The sequence below is a fragment of the Marinomonas aquimarina genome (assembly GCF_900089755.1).
In the GTDB taxonomy this organism is placed as follows: Bacteria; Pseudomonadota; Gammaproteobacteria; order Pseudomonadales; family Marinomonadaceae; genus Marinomonas; species Marinomonas aquimarina.
Window position 1 is genome coordinate 1 of sequence record NZ_FLOC01000042.1, and the last position, 1,399, is coordinate 1,399.

Annotated in this window: 1 protein-coding gene; it reads left to right on the plus strand. The window is 46.9% G+C overall.

The annotated features are described in order from the left end of the window. Nucleotides 1–97 precede the first annotated feature (97 nt). On the plus strand, nt 98–1,123 hold the full coding sequence (locus tag MAQ5080_RS17125) for an IS110 family RNA-guided transposase (RefSeq protein WP_067332994.1): 1,026 nt from the start codon (nt 98–100) through the stop codon (nt 1,121–1,123). Nucleotides 1,124–1,399 lie beyond the last annotated feature (276 nt).

Sequence of the window (1,399 nt, forward strand, 5' to 3'; positions counted from 1 at the left end):
TGTGGGAAATAAGATGGACTCGCCCTCCTAACCATGTGCCATGCTTAATGTGTAAACAAAAGCCTGTCCGGCATCCAAGTTAAAAGGAGCGAGCCCTATGAAGAACATTAGCATCTTAAGCATCGATTTGGCGAAAAATGTTTTCCAATTGCACGGTCAGAATAAGCAAGGCAAGCAGGTCTTAAAGAAAAGACTGCGACGAGAAGAGCTGAGAAACACCATAGCTAACTTGCCTCCCTGCTTGATTGCCATGGAAGCATGCATTGGCGCCCACGCATGGGCTCGACAGTTTATGAAGATGGGGCATCAAGTAAAATTGCTTGCTCCACAGTATGTTAAGCCGTTTGTGCGAGTGAATAAGAACGATCAACGAGATGCTGCCGCTATCGCTTTGGCGGCATCACTGTCATCGATTCCATCGGTCTCGGTTAAAAGTGAAGAGCAATTAGATCTGCAAGCGATTCATCGGGTGAGAGAACGATTGGTTCGCGAGCGCGTTGCAACAGGTAATGAAATCCGTGGTTTATTAGCCGATATGGGCGTTGTCATACCGACCGGTGAAGCCGCTATTAAGAACTTACTTCCAACATTGCTGGAAGATGCCGAACAACCCATTACCCATCGAGGTCGACTGTTACTGGATGATCTGAGATCGCAGTGGTTAGAAAAAGAAGCGCATGTGAAACGCTACGATCAGATGCTCAAAGAGTATTCAAAGGGTAATGAGGAATGCCAGAAGCTAATGGAGATTCCTGGTCTTGGCATCATCAACGCCTCATTGCTCTGGTGTTATATCGGCGATGCTAAACGCTTCGAAAGTGGTCGACATGTGGCAGCCTCGTTAGGGCTTGTGCCTAAGCAGGCATCCAGTGGCGAGAAAGAAAAGCACAAAGGGATTAGTAAACAAGGCAATAAATACCTAAGGAAGCAGCTAGTTCATGGCGCTAGAGCGGCGTATCGCGTCCTGCAAAAAGATGGGGCAACAGGCCGTTTAGCAGATTGGGCAAAACGAATGAAAAGTAGTGGTAAACATCCGAATAAGATCGTCGTTGCGTTAGTAAACAAGCTGGCTCGAATCGCTTGGAGCTTACTCTCAAAAGCAGACGCACGCTATCAGAGCTAGCTCTTGAGAGACTAAATAAAGAAGTAAAAGGTTTATAGCAGGCACACCCAAAGCGTTGCGCAGACTATTAAGACAGAACAGATAGAATCGGCTCACTCATCCTTAGGAATCCGCTGGCTCAACGAAGTCGAGTACGAGTTTAGAGAAAGTGAGCGCACATCTTTTAATGGCCGAGCAGATATGCTCAAACAAAGTAGGTCGAATATAAGCGTGCAACTTTACTCTGTGATGTCGAAATAGCTTGCAACAGTCGGGCGGGTCCATATAAGGGCTGTC

Excerpts from the sequence above, each read along its gene's own strand:
- MAQ5080_RS17125 (WP_067332994.1), top strand. The coding sequence starts at position 98 with ATGAAGAACATTAGCATCTTAAGCATCGATTTGGCGAAAAATGTTTTC.